General features: G+C 74.5%; 8 protein-coding genes and 1 pseudogene. 8 read left to right on the top strand and 1 reads right to left on the bottom strand.

The window, feature by feature from the left end; genetic code table 11:
• The first annotated feature begins 80 nt into the window (after positions 1 to 80).
• From NT8_RS29995 to NT8_RS20975, 3 genes are read left to right on the top strand one after another with little or no spacing between them, the layout of a single operon-like run.
• Positions 81 to 4346 carry a hypothetical protein gene (locus tag NT8_RS29995; protein ID WP_217999276.1) on the top strand — a complete coding sequence of 1422 codons (4266 nt, stop codon included), beginning with the start codon at positions 81 to 83 and terminating at the stop codon, positions 4344 to 4346.
• Positions 4343 to 4744, top strand: coding sequence for a hypothetical protein (locus NT8_RS30985; RefSeq protein WP_245646260.1), 402 nt, complete (start codon positions 4343 to 4345; stop codon positions 4742 to 4744). Before NT8_RS29995 ends, NT8_RS30985 begins: the two co-directional genes overlap by 4 nt.
• 36 nt (positions 4745 to 4780) lie before the next feature.
• Entirely contained in the window at positions 4781 to 6193 is a 1413-nt protein-coding gene (locus NT8_RS20975; protein ID WP_084469149.1) for a S8 family serine peptidase, read from the top strand.
• Between the two features lie 186 nt (positions 6194 to 6379).
• On the opposite strand, the gene eccCa is transcribed toward NT8_RS20975, so the two are convergent.
• A complete protein-coding gene (gene eccCa, locus NT8_RS20980) occupies positions 6380 to 10366 on the bottom strand; it encodes a type VII secretion protein EccCa (RefSeq protein ID WP_067972400.1) in 3987 nt (1328 codons plus the stop codon).
• Between the two features lie 329 nt (positions 10367 to 10695).
• Here eccCa and eccD point away from each other — a divergent pair, with 329 nt between their 5' ends.
• From eccD to NT8_RS21005, 5 genes and pseudogenes are all read left to right on the top strand, one after another.
• On the top strand, positions 10696 to 12096 hold the full coding sequence (gene eccD / locus NT8_RS20985) for a type VII secretion integral membrane protein EccD (protein ID WP_067972402.1): 1401 nt from the start codon (positions 10696 to 10698) through the stop codon (positions 12094 to 12096).
• A 1-nt stretch (position 12097) separates the two neighbouring features.
• Positions 12098 to 13558 carry a type VII secretion protein EccB gene (gene eccB, locus NT8_RS20990; protein ID WP_067972406.1) on the top strand — a complete coding sequence of 487 codons (1461 nt, stop codon included), beginning with the start codon at positions 12098 to 12100 and terminating at the stop codon, positions 13556 to 13558.
• Between the two features lie 58 nt (positions 13559 to 13616).
• A complete protein-coding gene (locus NT8_RS20995; protein WP_067972408.1) occupies positions 13617 to 13937 on the top strand; it encodes a WXG100 family type VII secretion target in 321 nt (106 codons plus the stop codon).
• Between the two features lie 66 nt (positions 13938 to 14003).
• Positions 14004 to 14303: a WXG100 family type VII secretion target gene (locus NT8_RS21000; protein WP_067972411.1), complete on the top strand. Its 300-nt coding sequence runs from the start codon at positions 14004 to 14006 to the stop codon at positions 14301 to 14303.
• A 173-nt stretch (positions 14304 to 14476) separates the two neighbouring features.
• Positions 14477 to 16411: pseudogene (locus NT8_RS21005) on the top strand (hypothetical protein); the annotation flags it as partial.

The raw sequence follows: 16411 nt of genomic DNA on the forward strand, positions 1-16411 counted from the left end.
CCGGCGCGGGCCCCGCCGAGATCGGCGAACGGCTCGGCGGGGCCGGGACGGATGTCGTCCGCAAGCGCGTCCAACGCCTCGTGGCCTCTCTCCACGCGGACGACGTCGCCGAGGCGACCGCCATCGGCCGCGCCGCCGACCTGACCGACGGGCCCGCTCCCGTCCCGACCTCCGCCCGTCCGCCCGAACCCGTCATCGCCACGCGGCCGAGTGATGAGGTGCTGGCCCGGGCCCTGGGCAACGTCAACGACCTGACCGACCGCCAGTACGACGTCTTCGTCCGCCTGGGGGCGGGGCACCCCGAGAGCGTCATCGCGGAGCAGCTCGGGGTCCGGCCCGGGACCGTCGCGAGGTATGTCAGAGAGACCATCGGCACGCTGGGGGTGGCCGACCGCTCGGAGGCGGCCGCCGTCGCCCAGGAGGCGGGGCTGGTCCCCGTCGCCTCGCCCGGCGGCCGGCCGCCCACCGCCGCCCCCGAGACCGAGGCGCCCGTCGTCATCAGCGACGACGACACGGACATGGCCGACCCGCCGGCGGCTCCCGCCACCCAGGCCCCGGTCCTCATCAGCGACGACGACATGGACCTGGACGCCGAGTCGCCGGACGCGGACGACTCCGACAGCGACTCCGAGAGCCACGCGGAGGACGACTCCGACAGCGACTCCGAGAACGACTCCGACAGCGAGGACGGCAGCGACTCCGACAGCGAGGACGGCAGCGACTCCGAGAGTGAGGACGACGCCGCCGACCACGGCCGCGACACCTCGGACGACGATGACGACGCCCCCGCCCCCGCAGCGGGCCACGGCCGGGGCTTCACCGCCAACTCGTCCGCGCCCCGCTCCGGCGGGGAACAGGGCGGCGGCCGCGGCGGCGGCTCCACCGGCGCCGGCCGGCGCGGCGCCTCCGGCGGCACCCGGCGGCCGGAGACCTCGGCCCCGCCGGCCGAGGAGGCGGACGGCGACCGGTCGGACATCGGCGACCTGTACGACGACGACCTGTACGCAGACGAACCCGGTTCCGCCGACCGCACCGCCGATGAGCCCGGCGGAGCGGAACCGGCGTGGGAGGGGATCGCCCCGAAGGCCCCCGACCTCTCGTTCCTGGTCAAGCCCACGGGACCCCTCGACGGCGCCCCGGCGGAGACGCCGGAGGACGTCCTCGCCTCCATCACCCGGCGCTACGGCCTGGACGACATCCCGGCGCCGTCCCCGGCCGACCGGACCGTCCAGGTCAACGCCGTGTTCACCCCGCAGCCCGACCCGGCCGCCGACCAGGGCGGCTCCGACGGGCCGACGCCGGCGGCGGCCCCCGCGCCCGGCGGTGCGGCCGACTCCACGACGGACTCCGCGACGGGGTCGGCGGCGGAGCCGCAGGCCGCCGCGACCATCGCGGAGGCACCGCGGCCGGCCCCGGTCGCTCCGGCGCCGGAGCCGGCGGTGCAGAGCATCACGGAGATGTTCGCCAGCGCCCTCAACCCCACGTCCACCGCGGCGGACGCCGACGGGACGGAGAGCGGCGACGGGTCCGGCACGGACGGCCGTCAGCAGGGTGCCGAGCAGTCGGAGGGGTCGGCGGACGAGGACCCGCAGCGGTCGGCGCCGGACGACGGCGGTGACGACCGTTCGGAGAGCGGCGACGAGCAGAGCGCGGACGATCAGCGGGACGACGGGCCGGACGATCGGCGGGACGGCGCCGAGTGGTCGGCGGAGGAGAGCGACGGCACCGAGTCCGAGGAGGAGGCCCACGACAGCGACTCCGAGGAGGAGGTCGGCCTCCGCGGTCCGGTCCTGCGCGGCGCGGACGACGTCCGCAACCTCGTCCGGCCGATGCGCCCGTGGAACGGCCACCCGGACGACCCGCAGGAGCCCGGGGAGGGCATGGGCAACGCCGTCCGCTTCATGGACGACGACGAGGCCACCCGGTGGGCCGACCACTACCTGGCCACCGTCGCCGGCTACATGGGGGAGCGGCCGGAGGGCGTGAGCGAGTACGCCACCCAGGTCTACGCCCTGGAGGCGACGTCGATCTACGACTACACCGGGGTGGACTACCAGATCGTCTTCGACGGGCTGCGCGAGGGCAACGTCGGCACGATGGACCGGCACAAGTTCGTGACCATGGTGCAGCACCTCGACGGCGCGGTGGGCCGGGCGCGGCCGCCGGCGCCCTTCATCGTGCACCTGGGGCTGGAGGACGACCTGATCGCCGACCTCGGCATCGACGTCTCCGACCCCTCCACGCTCACCGACCTGGTCGGCACGGTCGGGACCACCGCGCGGCCCATCTCGTCCTCCTTCGGGTCCCGCGCCGTCTACGCGGCTCCGGTGTACCTCATGCTCCGCGTCCCCCAGGGCTACCCGGCGCTGAACATCTCGCGCTGGTCCCGCTCCCCCATGGAGCGGGAGGTCCTGACGCGGCGCAGCCCCCGCTTCGTCTTCCACGCCGCCTACCAGCGGCCCGGCCGCCAGGGCCCGGACAAGCCGGTCGAGGACCTGTGGTTCCTGGAGGCGGAGATCGTGCCCGACGGGTGGGAGCCGCCCGAGGGCTGGACCCCCAACCCGGCGGGCGACGCGGACGCGGGCTACGGGGGCACGCCGCCGCCCGCGCCCGCCACCGAGGCCCCCGGCCCGGCGCCGGACGACGACTCCGACGGCGACAACGACAACGACAACGACAGTGACAGCGACGACGGGTACGCGTCCTCCGACGAGGAGTACGCGGGTGGCCCCGACCGCCACTCCGACGACGGGTCGGACTCCGACGACGACGCGCCGGCGCCCGCGCCGGCGGGCGCGCGGGGCGGCTCCTCGACCGCGCCGGGGCCCCGGCCGGAGGGCCGCGACGGCGGTGCGCCCGAGCAGGGGCAGGGCGGGCCGGAGCGCTCCGGTCCCTCGGCGATCCCCGGGCGCGACCGCGCGGCGGGCACCGAGCAGGACGCCGCCGACGACGACTTCGGCGGTCTCTACGACAGCGACCCCGACACCGGCCCGGAACCCGCCCCGGCGCCCGCATCCGTCGCCGACCCCACCGACCCCTGGAACGGCGACCCGCCCACCACACCCGACTTCAGCGCCCTCATCGACCCCAAGAAGAACTACCCCCACACCCGCACCATCGAGGACCTCATCGCCGACCTCACCTACCGCCACGGCCTGGACGACATCCGCCCCCACACCGCCGCCGACGCGGGGGTGCAGGTCTTCATGGCGGGCGAGGACCGCCGCCGGCGGGACCGCAACGGCCACCGCGGCCACCACCGCGGCACCGGCGGCGACCCCGGCCCCTCCCAGCAGTACGACGCAGCGGACGACCAGGCGGACGGCGCCGGGTCCGCGTACCCGCAGTACCCCGCCGGAACGCAGATCTCCCAGTACCCCACGGCGCCCCAGTTCTCCCAGTACCCCCAGTACCCCGCCGAGACCTACGACGACCCGGGCGGAACACCGCAGTACGGGCAGTACCCGGCCACGACCGCGCCGGGCTTCCCGCAGTACCCCGCCTCGGCCCAGGCGGCGCAGACCTATCCGCAGTACCCCGCCTCGGCCCAGGAGGCCGCGCCGGACCAGGACCAGGACGAAGGCCCGAGCGCCGACGAGCTGATGGCCCGGTGGAACGCGTCCTTCGCCGGCGTCGAGGACCTCGTCGCCGCCATCCGGTCCGACGTGGTGGACCGGCGGGCGTTCACCGGTGGCGGCTCCGACGGCACCACCGAGCTCATGCTGTTCGACAACGGCGCGCAGGCGGTCTACAAGGACACCGAGGAGGCCACCCGGGCCCGCGACCGCGCCGACGCCGAGCAGCTCGCCTCCATCGTCGGCCGCGCCATCCGCGCCAACGTCCCCGGCGTGCTGCGCCTCGGCGAGACCGAGCTGATCATGCACTTCATGGCCGGCGTCTCGGGCTTCACCCACCTCGACTCCCCGCAGTCCCCCCTGCTCCACACGCGGGACGGCCGCGTCCTGGGCCTGCTCGACCTGCTGATCGGCAACGGCGACCGCAACCCCGGCAACTGGCTGGACCAGGGCAACGGGCACGTCGCGGGCATCGACCACGGCAAGGGCTGGTTCAAGTACGAGTTCACGCCCGACGACCCCACCGACCTGGAGGGGCTCGCCTTCACCCGCCACATGACGGACTTCTACGACTTCACCGAGAACACCTGGATTCCCAACCCGCTGACCCCGGCCGACGTCCAGTGGCTGCAGACCCGGCTCGCCCGGCTGCGCCCCGAGTTCGTCCGCCTGGGCCGGACCGACTGGTACGACGAGATGATGGCGCGCTTCGCGATGCTGGCCCAGAACGCCCAGGGGACCGCGGACCTGCTGGCGGGAGGCCGCCGATGACCCGCGTGCTCTACGCGCAGGACCGCCGCACACGGCGGACGTGGCGCTACCTGACCCTGCACGACGACGGCACGCTGACCAGCGAGAGCCCGCAGATGGCGGACGCGATCCCGCGCCTGCGCGCCACGCGCGGCTGGTCCGGCGAACGGATCTTCGCGGACTGCGCCGCCCAGTCCAACGCCTACGTGCGCTATTTCGAGGCTCCGGAGCCGCCGGAGCCCTCGGCGGCACCGGAGTCCTCGGAGGCACCGGAGTCCTCGGAGGCACCGGAGCCGCCGGAGGCACCGGAGCCACCGCCGCCGGCCGGCGGTGGGCCGGACGCCACCGCCCCGTCACCGGCGGGACCCGGCGGCGCGGTAGCTTTTCCCGGGGCGCGGCCCCGGCCGCGCGCCCGCTGACCCCGCCCCGCCCCGCCCCCCGACGTGGAAGAGACCATGATCCGCAGGAGTACCGGGCCGGCCCCCGGCGCCGCGCCCGTGCGCGGCCGACGCCGGCCGTTCACGCGGGCGGTGTGTGCCGCCGCCGTCCTCGCCCTGGTCCTGCCGCCCGCACCGGCGGCCGCCTCGCCCTCCCCCGGCGCGTCGGACGGGCCGTCGGCCCCGTCCGCGTCGCCGTCCGCGCCGTCCGCGCTGCCGCAGGTGTACGCCTTCGGCGGCGCGAACCCGCGCTGCGTCTCCGAGTCCGCCACCATGGTGCCCGAGGAGCCCTGGACGCACGTGTCGCTCGGCCTGGACGCGGCCCACGAGTTGACCCGGGGCGCCGGCACGACCGTGGCGGTGCTGGCGGGCGCGGTCACGGCCGACGGGCCCGCCCTGTCCGACGCGGTGGACGGCGCGGAGGGCGACGACTGCCTGGGGCACGGCACCTTCCTCGCCGGAATCGTGGGGGCGCGAGAGGTCGCCGGCAGCGGGTTCGTCGGGGTCGCGCCCGAGGCCGGGCTGGTCGCCGTCCCCACCGGCGACGCCCGGACGGGGCTGGCCACCGCCGCCGACGTCGCCGCCGGGCTGGAGGAGGCGGTGGCGGCCAAGGCCGACGTCGTGCTGGTGGGGACCGGACTCTGGGAGGGCGGCTCCGCCCTCGACGACGCGGTCGCCGCGGCCGCCGAGGCCGACGTGCTGGTGGTGGCGCCCGCGACGGTCGCGCCGGAGTCCGAGGCCCTGCCGTCCTACCCGGCGCAGGACCCGGCGGTGCTCAGCGTCGGCTCCTACGATCCCAACGGCGCGATGGTGCTGCCCTCGGCGCTGCCGATGCCCGAGGGGGAGGAGACCGCCCGCACCGACGTGGCCGCCCCCGGCACCCAGGTGCTGGCGGTGGGCCCGGGCGGCGGGCACTTCGTGGGCAGCGGCGACGCCGTCGCGGCGGCGTTCGCGGCCGGCACCGCAGCGCTGGTGCGCGCGCACGAACCCGACCTCACGGCGGAGCAGGTGCGCGACCGCCTGATGGCCACGGCCTACGGCATGGTCCCCGAGGCGGAGCCGGCGGCGGTGGGCCGGGGCCCGATCGACCCGATGGCGGCGCTGACCGGCAGCCCGGAGGACGTCGAGGCGGACGCTCCCGGCGCCGGCGAGCCGTTCACGGCCGGCGCGTCGGGGCTGGGCACGTGGAACGTGTGGGTGACGGTCGCCGTGGCCGGGTCCGCCTTCCTGCTCATCGTGGCGTGCGTGCTCACGGCGGCGGTGCTGCGGCGGGGCCGCGCCCGCGCCTGGCGCCCGGCGCGGGGCGCGCCGGACACGCCCGACGACGCCGCCGCGGGCTCCGGGCAGGGCGGGCTCTGGAAGGACCCGCTGCGGTCGCAGGCCGAGACCGACTACGACAAGCGGAACGAACCGGCGCCCGACCGCCGGTAGCCCGGCCGGGGCGGGGCGCGGCACGGGCGCGTGGGCGCCGCCCGTCACCCATGCGGCATCGGCTTCACTCCGACTAGCGCGGCCCGCGCGCGGGTGGCGCGCCCCCTCCGCCCGGTGTGCCCCGGTGGGGCGGCGCCCCGCCCCACCGGGGCCCCGGTCCGGCCCGCGCCGGACCGGGGCCCGCCGTCACTCCTCGGCGCCCTCGGCGATGGCGAGCTGGACCTCCACCGGGTCGCGCCGCGCCATCCACAGCGCGCGGCCGGGCGGCATGCGCCGCGGCCGGATGTTGCCGAAGAGCACGCCCTCCGACTGCGGCGCGGAGAACAGGATGGACGGCGTGTTGCCGTCGATCATCGACCGGATGACCGGGTCGCCGCTCGCCCGGCTGAAACCGCCCGCGGCGTGCACCAGGATCACGTGCATGCCGATCTCGGCGCCCTGGGAGAGCATCGGCAGCAGGGGGGCGAGCGGGCTGGGGCCGCTGCCCGACATCATCTCGTAGTCGTCGATGACCAGGAACAGCTCGGGCCCGTTCCACCAGTCCTTGCGGCGCAGCCGGTCGGGGGTGATGTCGGGGCCGGGCAGCCGCTCCTTCATCGCGCCGGCGGCGGCGGCCATCATCTCGCGCATGCTGTCGCCGGTGACCGCGTACCCCAGCTGCATCTCGCGCGGGATCGCGTCGAAGAGCTGCCGGCGCTGGTCGACCAGGACGACGCGGGCCGTGGTGGGGTCGTAGTGCTCGCGGATGGCGTTGGTGATGTGGCGCAGCAGCGTGGTCTTGCCGGTCTCGGTGTCGCCGACCACGAGCAGGTGCGGCGTGACCGAGAAGTCGTGCCAGAACGGGCGCATGCGCCGGCCCTCGATGCCCAGCGGGATCTTGATGCCGCCGTGGCCGGTGGCCTTGGCCGCGGGGAGTTCCGCGGCGTGCAGGACGGCCGGCAGGGTGCGCACCGGGGGCGCGGTCGGCCGGTCCCCCCAGGCGGTGGTGACCCGGCCGATGACGTCGCTGATCCCCGCGGAGAGCGTCACCGGGTCGGCGCTGCCGTCCACGCGCGGCAGGCCGGTGAGGAAGTGCGACTTGTCCTCGGTGATGCCGCGCCCGGGGGTGCGCGGCACCGTCTGCGCGGCGCGCATGTTGACGAAGGAGTCGACCGGGTCACCCAGCCGCAGCTCGAAGCGGGTGCCCATGAGGTCGCGCAGGCCGGTGTGGAAGTCGGCCCAGCGCGGCGAGGCCACCACGACGTGGATGCCGTAGTTGAGGCCGCGCTGCACCAGCTGCAGGATCGCGGGCACGTGGTCGGCGAACTCCTGGCGGATGGTGGCCCAGCCGTCGATGACGAGGAAGACGTCGCCGTACGGGTCGTCGGCGAACTCCCCGGCGGCGCGGCGGCGCCGGTAGGTGGGCATGGAGTCGATGTTGTGCTCGGCGAACTGCGCCTCGCGGCGGGTCAGCAGCTCCTGCATCTCCATGATTGTGCGGCCGATCCTGCGCTCGTCGGAGCGCCCGGTCACGCTGCCCACGTGCGGCAGGCCGCTGAGGGTCTGCAGCACGCCGCCGCCGCAGTCGATGCAGTAGAACTGCACCTGGGCGGGGGTGTTGAGCACGGCCAGGCCCAGCACGAGCGAGGCGAGCATGGTGCTCTTGCCGCTCTGCGGGCCGCCGGCGATGCCGACGTGGCCGCCGGCGCCGGTGAGCTTGGCGGACATCGGCAGCCGGGTGTGCTCGAAGGGGCGGTCGATGATCGCCAGGGGGACGGTGAGGCGCCCCTCCGCGGTCCAGGCCAGCCCGCTCTCGGGCAGCCGCACGCCGGTCATCTCCATCAGCTCGGGCAGCGTGGGGGGCACGCCCAGCGGCGGCAGCCAGATCTCGCGGGCGTGCGGCCCCTGGTCGCGCAGCCGGTCCAGCGCGGCGGCGAGCAGGGTCGGCACGCTCTCGTCCTCGGGCTCGGGCTCGACCTCCTCGACCTCCGGTTCGACCACCGGCAGGTACTCGTCGGGGAAGAACACGACCTCGGTGGGGCCGCCCTTCTGGTGCACCTTGCGCGGCTTGATCTTGTAGGCGCCCGAGACGTAGGCGGCCTTGAACCGGGTGAGGGTCTCGATGTCGCTCTTCAGGTAGCCGTTGCCGGGTGCGGACGGCAGCTCGTAGGCGTCGGGGACGCCCAGCACGCCGCGGCTCTCCATGGCGGAGAACGTGCGCAGGCCGACCCGGTAGGACAGGTGGCCCTCCAGCTGGTGCATCCGGCCCTCGTCCAGGCGCTGGGAGGCGAGCAGCAGGTGCACGCCGAGGCTGCGCCCGAGGCGGCCGATCATCACGAAGAGGTCCATGAAGTCGCGGTGCGCGGCGAGCAGCTCGCTGAACTCGTCGACGATCACGAACAGGGTCGGCATGGGCTCCATGGCCGGGTTGGACTCGCGGGCCTTCTCGTACTCGTGGATCGAGCTGAAGTTGCCCGCGGAGCGCAGCACCTCCTGGCGGCGCACCATCTCGCCGTGGACGGCGTCCTGCATGCGGTCGACCAGGATCGCCTCGTCGGCGAGGTTGGTGATCAGCGCCGAGGTGTGCCGCAGCTTGTCCAGCCCGATGAACGTCGCGCCGCCCTTGAAGTCGACCAGGACGAAGTTGAGGGTCTCCGGCGAGTGGGTGAGGGCGAGGGCGAGGACCAGGGTGCGCAGCAGCTCGCTCTTGCCGGAGCCGGTGGCGCCGATGAGCATGCCGTGCGGGCCCATGCCGCCGAGCGCGGACTCCTTGAGGTCCAGCTCCAGCGGGGCGCCGTCGCCGGAGATGCCGATGGGCACGCGCAGCCGGTTGTTGGGGTGCTGCTCGGCCCACATGCGTTCGACGTCGTGGTCGTGCAGGTTGGGGATGCCCAGCAGCGTGGTCAGTTCGAAGTCGCTGGTCAGCGGCTCGTTGACCTCGGTGGTGATGCCGATGCGGTAGGGCGCCAGCAGCCGGGCCAGGTTCAGCGCGCGGTTGGCGCCCAGGGCGTCGGGGCGGCCAAGGTCGGTGGTGACCTGGCGGCCGTTGTTGTCGCGCGAGAGCAGGGTGAGCTCGTCGGGGGCCACGCGCAGCGCGAGGGTGTAGGGGTCGTCCTCGGGGGGCGCGGGGTCGTCCACCTCGATCACGATGCCGTTGCGGTAGCCCCCGCCGAGGAGGCGCGAGCCGGCCGGGATCTTCCCGCCGTCCAGGACGATGACGGTGAAGGGCTCCTCGCGGCTGGGCGCGGCCTCGGGGTCGAAGCGCGGCCGGTCGGCGAGGTCGGGGCCGATCAGCTCCTCCAGCTCGACCGCGTCGGCGGCCATCAGCCGGGCGGAGCCGGCGCCGTCGTTCTGGGTGGGGTGCTGGTTGTGCGGCAGCCACTTGAGCCAGGCCCAGTGCGTCCGCAGCTCGTCGGAGACGCACGCGGCCACGCGCAGCTCGTCGTGGGGGTGGGACACGACGAGCTGGCCGATGAGGGCGCGCACGAGCGCCCGCTGCGCCGCGGTGTCGCCGCGCAGCGACATGTGGGCGTACCCGCGCAGGTAGACCAGCACCGGCTGGTCCTGCACCTGCGAGTAGGCCCGGACGAAGCGCCGCAGCGCGTGCGCGCTGAGGGGTTCGAGGTCCTCGACGGGCTTGGATGACAGCGGGGCGATGCTCATGGCCATGGCCTGCTCTCCCACGCCGATGCGGACCTCGGCGAAGTCCTCGTCGTCGGCGCGCCGCTCCCACAGCCGCGAGGTGCGCACGATGGACCAGAGGGCATCGGGGTGGGGCGCCCGCCACAGCATGGCGTCGCGCTGCTCGGTGACGACGTCGCGCAGCCGCCCGCGCATCTGCTTGAGGTAGCGCAGGTAGTCCTGGCGGTCGCCGTTGAGCTTGTTGCGGCGCTCGATCATCGTGCGCAGGTACTGGCCGCCGAGCATGGCGACCGCGCCGACGAGCATCATGCCGCCGGCGATGTAGGGCATGATGTTGCTCCCGCCGCCCTGGCCGCCGGCGCCGAACATGCTGGGGCGCATGATCATCGTCAGCATGGCCATCGAGGTCAGGGCCATCGGCAGGTAGGTCACCACCGAGGACATGCTCGACTGCGGCTCGGCGAGCTCGGGGGGCTCCTGCAGGGTGATGGTGCCGGCGGGCATGTCGGGGCCGGGCTTGCGCGGCGGCCGGCGCACCAGAATCGTGCTCACGAGATCCTCACGGAGACGGCGTCCTCCCACTCCAGTACCCGGACCCGCGGGGGCGGGGCCGGCGGCGCGGCCGGGGTAGGCCCGGAACGATCGGGCGGCCGGACCGGAACGGTCCGGTGGTTGCGGGCCGACCGAGCTGAACGCGCGGCGACCAGCAGGACGACACGAGACCACGGTGTCGGTCCGCAGACGGATTGCCACTAAACACTAGCGTTGCCATGTGATATCAAGTAACCGCAACAGGCAAACAACATAGGGCCACGCCGCGACCATGCGGCGCCGAGGTGCCCTGCTTTCTTCCCTCCAAGAGCCCCATCCGGGTAGGCCGCATGAACGACCCCTCCGCCTCGGACCTGTGCCGCCTTCTGGTCCGCGCCCCCAGCCGCTCGTTCGAGGTCGCCGCGCCCAGCGACGTCCCGCTCGCCGAACTGGTCCCCACCCTTGTGCTCTATGCCGAGGGCGACGAGGGCGAGGACCTCGACGAGAGCGGCCTCGAACACGACGGCTGGGTCCTGCAGCAGCTCGGCGACGACCCGCTCGACGAGGACGAGACCCTGCGCGACCTGGGCCTGTGCCACGGCGAGACGGTCTACCTGCGGCCCCGCCGCGACCAGCTCCCCCCGATCCACTTCGACGACCTCATCGACGGCCTGGCCACGGGCCTGGCCGAACGCCCCGACAAGTGGCGCCCCGCCTACACCCGGGTCCTGCTGCAGTCGCTGGCGCTGGCCGCCCTGCTGGGCGCGCTGACCATCCCCATCGCCGGCGGCGCGACCCTGTTCACCGCGCTCACCTGCGCCATCTCCGGGGTGGTCATGCTGATGTCGGCCTGGGCCGCCTCGCGGGCCATGGGCGACCTGCCCGCCGCCGCCGGGCTGGCCGGGGCCGCCACCTGCTACCTCGCCATGGCCGGCGCCGTCATGCCCACCGGCGACCCCGGCACCACCCTGCTCGGGGCCCGACTGCTCACCGGCGCGATGACGGGCGCCGGCGCCACCGTGCTCGGCATCGCCGCCGTGGCCGGCGCGGTCCCCTTCTTCACCGGGCTCCTGGTGGCCGAGGTGCTGCTGGTCCTGGGCGGCCTGGGGCTGATGTTCCTGCCCAACGGCACCCTCCCGGCGGTCGCCGGCGCCCTGGCGCTGATCGCCCTGCTGGTGGGGACCTTCGCCCCCCAGCTGGCGTTCCGCATCTCCGGCCTGCGGCTGCCCCCGCTGCCGGCCAACCCCGAGCAGCTCCAGCAGCACATCGACCCCTACCCCGCCCGCGACGTGCTGGACCGCGGCGCGCTGGCCGACAAGTTCCTGACCGCGTTGCTGGCCGGGACCGGCGCGGTGCTCGCCGCCTGCCTGGTCGTGCTGGCGCTGGCACCGGGCTGGATCGCCACGACGCTGTGCATCCTGGTCGCCCTGGTCATGCTGCTGCAGACGCGCGGCCTGGCCAGCGCCTGGCAGCGGGCGTTCATGGTCGCGCCGCCGTGCGTCGGGCTGACCGTGCTGGTGCTGGCCTTCGCCTGGGACGCGGAGTGGCTGGGCCGCTCGCTGGTCCTGCTCGGCGTCTACGCGACCATCACCATCCTGACGGTGCTCGCCTGGACCCTCCCGGGCACCCGCCCGCTACCGCACTGGGGAAGGGCGGCCGAGATCATCCAGTCCCTGCTGATCGTCGCGGTCTTCCCGCTCATCCTCGCCGAGTTCGGGGTCTTCACGGCCCTGCGGGCGATCGGCGGCTGACATGCAGACGCGACGCGACCGGGTCCAAGCCCACAACTACACGGTCGGCCGCCTGGGCACCGCCATGCTGGAGGCCGACCCCGACGCCGCCGACAAGCCCATGCTGCGCACCCGCACCGGCACCTACATCGGGATGGGGCTGGGGGCGCTCATCTGCATCGGCTTCCTCATCTTCGGGTTCATCTTCCCGGGCGGGGCGTCGACGTGGCGCCAGGAGGGCCGCCTGGTCGTGGACCGCGAGACCGGCGCGACCTACCTCTACGGCGACGGGATGCTGCGGCCGGTCGCCAACTACGCCTCGGCCATGCTCATCGCCGACGGCCAGGTGCAGGCCAGCCAGGTCCGGTCCGCGTCGATCCAGGGCGAGCGCCTCGGCGGGCCGGTGGGCATCCCCGGCGCCCCCGACGCCCTGCCCGCCGCCGAGAACCTCGCCGACAACGTGTGGCGGCTGTGCGCGCTGCCGCCCGCCGAGGAGAACGGCGACCCGCGCAGCGCCCTGATGATCGGCCCCGACGCCGGCGGTGAGCCGCTGGGCGGGCGCGCGGCCCTGGTGACCGGCCCCGACGGGGTCCACCACCTGCTGTGGAACGACGTCCGCATGGCCCTGCCCGAGGAGAGCGGCGCCCTGCAGGCGCTGGGCTACGGCACCACGCCGGCGCCAGAGGTGCCCGAGGAGTTCCTGGAGACCGTGCCGGAGGCCCCCGAGCTGGCGGCCCCCGAGGTGCGGGGCGCGGGCGACGAGGGCCCGGCCATCGCCGGGGCGCCCAGCCGCGTCGGCCAGGTCTTCACCGTGGCGGCCCCCGACGGCAGCGCGGAGCGCGAGCAGCACTACCTGCTCACCCGCGACGGGCTGGTGCCGCTGACCCTCACCGACACGCTGCTCCTGCTCGCCGACCCCGATATCCGCGAGTCGGTGTACGGCGGCGGCGAGGCCGCGGCCGTCGTCATCTCGGCCGGCGACGCCACCTCCGCCCTGGCGGCCGACCCCGAGGCGGCCGGGCCGGCCGCGTCGCCGGGTCCCGCGTCGCCGCCGGAGACCGCCCCGGCCGAGGCGGGGCTGCCCTGCCTGCGGCTGCAGGAGGGCGAACTCGCCCTGACCCTGTACGCGCCGGAGACCGTCGACGCGTGGGAGGTCGCCGAGGTGCCCGGTGTGGCGCCCGGCTGCCCCACCCCCGACCTCATCGGCGTCCCCACCGGGGGCGGCACCGTCGCCGCGGCCAGCCCGCTCGGCGGGTCCGCGCGCGCCCCCGCCACCTACCTGGTGACCGACACCCCCGCTAAGTACCGGGTGCCCGACGACGGGGCGCTCTCGGCGCTCGGCTACCAGCCGAGCGTCCGGATGGACGTACCGACGTCGCTGCTGCGGCTCCTGCCGAGCGGCCCGACACTCTCCCCGCAGGCCGCCTCCCAACCCGTCGGCGAGGCCGGCGCCGGGGCGGCCGCAGCGGCGGAGTGCCCCTGAACCGACCACGGACCGCACGACCACGCACCACCACCACACCGCCAACGAGGAGGACGCGATGTCCGGTCTGACGATCAGTACCCAGGAAGCCAACAATCAGGCCATGGCCGCCATGGAGGAGACCCACACCAAGTGCCAGGGCAGCTACAACAACGTCGACTCCATTCGCGACGGGCTGCGGGGCGGGTGGGCGGGTGACGCCTCCACCATCTACCAGGAGGCGATGGTGAAGTGGCTGGAGGAGCTGCGCCTGCTCATCAACGACATGAACTCCAAGATCGGCGAGTGGGGCGGCACCAGCACGGCGATGATCAACGTCGAGGACCAGAACCTCGTCGCGAGCAGCCGTTGGATGAGCGACCTCAACCCCAACAACTGACGCCGGGCCCGCGCGACGTGCGCGGGCCGCGCCACCCCCCACCCCCACCGCAGGGAAAGGACCATCATGCAGGACGGCTTCTCCATCGCCTACGGCAAGGTCTCCGACGCCACGGACGCGATGCGCACCGAGACCCAGAACGTCGACGACTACCTCGACGCCCTCCAGATGACGCTGGACAGCGTCCGCAGCAAGCTCGAAGGTGACACCGCCACCAACTACGACATCGCGATGGCGAAGTGGCGCGGCCACGTGGACGACATGAAGTTCCTGCTCAACCAGGCCGACCTCACCCTGAGGAAGATCAGCGAGGACTACGCGACGACCGACCGGACCGAAGGCGGCCTCTGGGCCGCCCTCCAGTAGGGCGCCGGCTCCACTCCTTGCGCGGTCGTCCCGCCCGGTGCCCACCGCCCGGCGGGACGACCGCCCCCGGCGTCCCCGCTCCGCACCTCCCCGCCCTTTCGGGCACCGCAGCACTCCCCCTACTCCCCCGGTGAAGCGCGCATCGGCGCCCAGGAGACCAAGGAGACACGGCCGTGTCCACCCCTAACGACCCCACCGAGATCCCCCGCAACGCCGCGCTGGCCGCCGGCCTCGTCATCAACACCGAGACGGACGGCATGGGTGTGCGGCGGGCCTCGTGGGAGGACGACACCGGGTCCGGAAGCGTCGAGCAGGACCGCGAGACCGGCCGGGTCACGATCGAGCAGACCGGTCGCGAGCCCGTCGTCCTCGACCAGGTCGCCGGCCGGACCGTCATCGACCCCGGCTCCTCCACCCTGGACGTGGACCCCGAAACCGGGCTGATCAACCTCAACCGCGGGGAGGACGCGCCGGAGGTGCTGGCGGAGGTGCGGGTCATCGAGCCGCAGCACGCCGACCTGTCCGACGACCCCGGTTTCTCCCCGCCGGTCCAGGACCACTCCGAGATGTTCCGCGCCGCCCTGTCGCCCACCTCGCAGGCGCTGGCGCGGGGGGAGACCGGGACGGTCACCACCCCGTCGGTCGCCTCGCACCCCCTGACCCCCGTCCAGCAGGGCACGACGCCCTCCGCCGACACCCTGGCGGCGCGTACGGTGGCGCCGCTCCAGCCGATGCAGGCCCTGGCGCCGCAGCAGCCCGTCGACCCCCCCGCCGACGACGTCTCCACCCCCCTGGCGGGCGAGCGGCCGGACCAGCTGTCGGACTTCCGGCCGAGCGAGTTCACCCCGGCCGAGGAGAGCGAGCCCTTCATCGCCGATCGGGGGGTGGAGCCGCTCGCCGGCGAGCCGGGCACGGAGCCGCTCCTCCTGGCGGAGCGCGGCGAGCCGGCCGGCGACCACGGCTTCGAGACCACGGGCAAACTGATCGCCCCTCCGGAGGAGGGCGCCGACGCGTTCGCGACGCCCACCATCTCGATCGACGAGGAGAACGGCCTCATCACGGTCGGGGCGGGCGACCTGACGGCAACGATCGACCTCGGTTCGGACGCGATCACGATCGACCCCGGGGACGAGCCTTTCAGCATCGACCCCGACACGGGGCGCATCACGATCGGCGGGACCGACTCGGACTCCGAGGAGTCGTCGCGGGACCGGCCCGGCGAGGACACCGCCGACCCCGGGCACGGCGCGGTCCTGCCCAACGACGAGGAGGGGCTCGACTTCTCCGTCGGCGATGAGCGGGACGACGTCGAGATCGGCGACGGCACCGGCGGCGAGGACGAGGCCGACGCCCCGGAGCGCGGGGAGGACTCCGGCTCCGGCTCCGACTCGGACTCGGACTCGGACTCGGACTCGGACCAGGAGACCACGCCCGAGGACGGACGACTCGGCGAGATCTCCTTCGACTCGGAGTCCGGCGACATCAGCATCGAGCGCGGGGACGGCGCGATCTCCGTGGACCCCCGCGGCGAGGACGGCATCGGGTCGGTGATCGACCCCGGTGACGCGCCGTACTCGATCGACCCGGAGACCGGGGTGCTGACCATCGGCAACGCGCCCCAGGGCGTGGACCTGCCGCAGGGTACGGGGTCGGACGGCGGGGACGACGAGTCATCGGGCGACGGCTCGGTGGAGGACCCGCAGATCACGATCGACAGCGAGACCGGCACGACGTCGATCGACATGGGTCAGCTGGACATCACCGTGGACCCGGAGTCCGACGTGGTGACGATGGACCCCGGCGAGGGGCGCTTCGTCGTCGACGAGGAGACCGGGCGCATCACGCTGGTGGGGCCCGACTCGTCGCACCCGGGTGGCGACGACAGCGGCACCACGCCGGGCGACCAGGAGGGGCCCGGCCGACCGGGCGGCGACGACTCCACCCCCGGCGACCAGGACGGGCCCGGGCGGCCGGGCGGCGACGACTCCACCCCCGGCGACCACGACCAGTCCGAGGACTCCGGCACCGGCGTCCCTCCCTATACCGGCGGCGAGGACGACGACCGCCCCGAACACACCGGCGACGAGGACGGGCCCGGACGGCCGGGT

Origin of the sequence: Nocardiopsis trehalosi NBRC 14201, assembly GCF_001552555.1 — a bacterium.
Classification (GTDB): domain Bacteria; phylum Actinomycetota; class Actinomycetes; order Streptosporangiales; family Streptosporangiaceae; genus Nocardiopsis_B; species Nocardiopsis_B trehalosi.

Excerpts from the sequence above, each read along its gene's own strand:
- NT8_RS30985 (WP_245646260.1), top strand. The coding sequence starts at position 4,343 with ATGACCCGCGTGCTCTACGCGCAGGACCGCCGCACACGGCGGACGTGG.
- NT8_RS20975 (WP_084469149.1), top strand. The coding sequence starts at position 4,781 with ATGATCCGCAGGAGTACCGGGCCGGCCCCCGGCGCCGCGCCCGTGCGC.
- eccD (WP_067972402.1), top strand. The coding sequence starts at position 10,696 with ATGAACGACCCCTCCGCCTCGGACCTGTGCCGCCTTCTGGTCCGCGCC.
- eccB (WP_067972406.1), top strand. The coding sequence starts at position 12,098 with ATGCAGACGCGACGCGACCGGGTCCAAGCCCACAACTACACGGTCGGC.
- NT8_RS20995 (WP_067972408.1), top strand. The coding sequence starts at position 13,617 with ATGTCCGGTCTGACGATCAGTACCCAGGAAGCCAACAATCAGGCCATG.
- NT8_RS21000 (WP_067972411.1), top strand. The coding sequence starts at position 14,004 with ATGCAGGACGGCTTCTCCATCGCCTACGGCAAGGTCTCCGACGCCACG.